4 protein-coding genes are annotated in these 2,663 nt (G+C 70.8%); 2 read left to right on the top strand and 2 right to left on the bottom strand.

The window, feature by feature from the left end:
- A partial coding sequence (locus HUU95_RS13765; protein WP_174280624.1) for a glycosyltransferase family 4 protein occupies positions 1-999 on the bottom strand: 999 nt, incomplete at its 3' end.
- 61 nt (positions 1,000-1,060) lie between these two features.
- Between HUU95_RS13765 and HUU95_RS13760 the strand changes: the two genes are divergently transcribed.
- Positions 1,061-1,756 (top strand): glutathione S-transferase family protein, encoded by a 696-nt coding sequence (locus tag HUU95_RS13760; RefSeq protein WP_174280623.1) that lies wholly within the window; start codon positions 1,061-1,063, stop codon positions 1,754-1,756.
- Positions 1,757-1,777: 21 nt separating this feature from the next.
- On the opposite strand, the gene HUU95_RS13755 is transcribed toward HUU95_RS13760, so the two are convergent.
- Positions 1,778-2,179, bottom strand: coding sequence for a T6SS amidase immunity protein Tai4 family protein (locus HUU95_RS13755; RefSeq protein ID WP_174280622.1), 402 nt, complete (start codon positions 2,177-2,179; stop codon positions 1,778-1,780).
- A 108-nt stretch (positions 2,180-2,287) separates the two neighbouring features.
- Between HUU95_RS13755 and HUU95_RS13750 the strand changes: the two genes are divergently transcribed.
- Positions 2,288-2,663 (top strand): ATPase domain-containing protein (locus HUU95_RS13750; RefSeq protein WP_174280621.1); only part of this gene is annotated, 376 nt, incomplete at its 3' end.

The following is a 2,663-nucleotide window of genomic DNA, read 5'->3' as shown; positions in this document are numbered from 1 at the left end:
CCAGGCGGCGATGTCGCAGGGCGGCACCAGGAAGCCGGTGCGGCCCGGCTCGACCAGGTCGACCGCCCCCGTCGCCCGCGCCGCGACGACGGGCACGCCCGCCGCCATCGCTTCCAGCGTGACGTTGCCGAACGTCTCGGTCACCGACGGGTTGAAGAACACGTCCATGCTGGCGACCGCGCGGCCCAGATCGTTCCCCGACTGGAAGCCGGCGAACACCGCCTTGGGCGCCTGCGCCTCGAACCAGTCGCGCGCCGGCCCGTCGCCCACCACGAGCACGCGGTGCGGCACCCCCCGCTCGCGCAGTGCCGCCAGCACGCCGGCGAAGATGTCGAGCCCCTTCTCCTTCACCAGCCGGCCGAGGAAGCCGATCGCGACCTCGTCGTCGCCGATGCCCAGGCTCCGCCGCCACGCCAGGTCGCGGCGCGCGGGCGTGAAGCGATCGTGATCGATGCCGCGTGACCAGATCGCGGTCGGCGTCGTCACGCCCCAGCCCCGGATCACCGCCGCCATCGACTCGCCCGGCGGCATCACCCGGTCGACGCGGTCGTAGAAGCGCTTCTGGATGCGGACCAGCACCGGCCGGAGGAAGCCGACCCCGTAATAGCTCAGATATGTCTCGAAACGGGTATGGAGCGAGGCGACCCGCGCGATGCCGCGCGCGCGCGCCCAGCTTACCGCGCGATGACCCAGGATGTCGGGCGCCGACAGGTGGACCACATTGGGCGCGAACCGCTCCAGGTCGGCGCGCACGGACGCGGGCAGCCCGGTGGTGAACCGGTACTCCGCGCGGTTCGCGGGGATCGGCACGGAGGGGACGCTGACCAGGTCGCCGGTCGGCGCGAAAGCGGGCTTGTCCGTCGTCGGCGCATAGACGCGCACCGCCGCGCCCCGCGCGAGCAGGTGCCCGACCAGCAGGTTGAGCGCCTGGGTCGGTCCGTCGCGCGTGTAATTATAGTTGCCGCTGAACAGCGCCACGCGGAGATCGGAGGCGAGCATCGTCGCGTGCCTTAGCCCCCCGCCCGCGCGTTCGGCAAATCGCATCGCCGAGGAGCAATCGATGACCGACCTGTCCGCCTTCCCGATCACGCAAGCCTATCCGCCCGCGCATCCCGACCGGCTGCAATATTATGGGCTGCCGACGCCCAATGGCGTCAAGGTGTCGATCATGCTGGAGGAATGTGGCCTGCCCTATGAGGCCCACCGGATCGACTTCGCGACGCAGGCGCAGAAATCGCCCGAGTTCCTCTCGCTGAACCCGAACGGCAAGATCCCCGCCGTGCTCGATCCGGATGGGCCGGATGGCCAGCCGATCGGCTTGTGGGAGTCCGGCGCGATCCTGGCCTACCTTGCCGACAAGACCGGCCGCTTCCTGCCATCCGACGCGGCGCGGCACGAGGTGCTGGCCTGGCTCTGGTGGCAGGTCGGCGGGCTCGGGCCGATGGCCGGGCAGCTCAACTTCTTCGCCGCGATGGGCGGCAAGGATTGGGAGGACAAGCGCCCGCGCGACCGCTTCGCCGACGAGGTCAGGCGGCTGCTCGGCGTCATGGAGGCCCGGCTCGGTGACGGGCGCGACTGGCTGGCCGGCGACTATTCGATCGCGGACATCGCCTGCATCGGCTGGGTCCGCGCGGCGCGTCGCGTCGACGGGGATGGCGGCCTGCTCGGGTTCGGCGCGTTCGCGCGGGTCGCCGCCTGGCTTGATCGCGCGCTGGCGCGGCCGGCGGTGCGGACCGGGCTGGCCGTGCTTGGGTGAGTCTCCGTCGAGCGGCGCGCGCTACCCGTCCGGATAGTCGCGCGCGTAGCTGTGAAGCGGATGCGCGCTGTAGCGATGCACCAACGCGTCGAGCTCGCGGCCGTGATACATGTCCAGGCACTTCATCAGATCGAGTCGCACAGACGATCCCTGAATGGACAGGTAGGACTGGGTAAGCGTCCGCGTGATCAGCGCGCTCAACTTCTCGCCGCCATGCTCGATGTCGAAGTCGGTGAAGTTCTGCATGTAACCGCCGGCGGTCGCGACGGCGTCGCCGCTCGCGTCCGGGCTGGTCCGGTAAGCTTCGGCGATGCACCCGGCGAGCGCGGCATCCTTCGCGTTCTGCAGATAGGTGCGATGACGAACGTCGTCGTGCGCGACCGCAACGCGGCCAGCGGCGAGCAGGAGGGCAAGGATCGGCATGGTGACCTCGGGGCTGATCGAGCAATCATGCCACGGCGACCCGGCCGGCGCGAGGGGGAACGGCGCCGACTATGTTCTCCTCCCGTTCCGTTCGTGCTAGGCGGGTTCATGGCCAAGCTCCAGAAACGCTATGTCTGCCAGGCGTGCGGGTCCGTGTCGCCGCGCTGGGCGGGGCAGTGCGGCGATTGCGGCGAGTGGAACACGCTGGTGGAGGAAGCGCCGGCGCTGGCGACGCCGTTTGGGGCCAGGCACAATCTGCAGGGTGGCGGGCGGCTGGTCAGCCTGCACGCGCTGGATGCGCCGGCGGCGCTGCCCGATCGGCGCCAGACGGGGATCGCGGAGCTGGACCGGGCGCTGGGCGGCGGCTTCGTCGAGGGCTCGGCGACGCTGATCGGCGGCGATCCGGGGATCGGCAAGTCGACGTTGCTGCTCCAGGCGGCGGCGCGGATGGCGCTAGCGGGCGCGGGCGTCGCCTATGTCTCGG

Source organism: Sphingomonas bacterium, assembly GCF_903643065.1.
Taxonomy (GTDB): Bacteria; Pseudomonadota; Alphaproteobacteria; order Sphingomonadales; family Sphingomonadaceae; genus Sphingomonas.
Note: the sequence above shows the minus strand (reverse complement) of the source record. Positions and strands in the feature narration are given on the sequence as shown.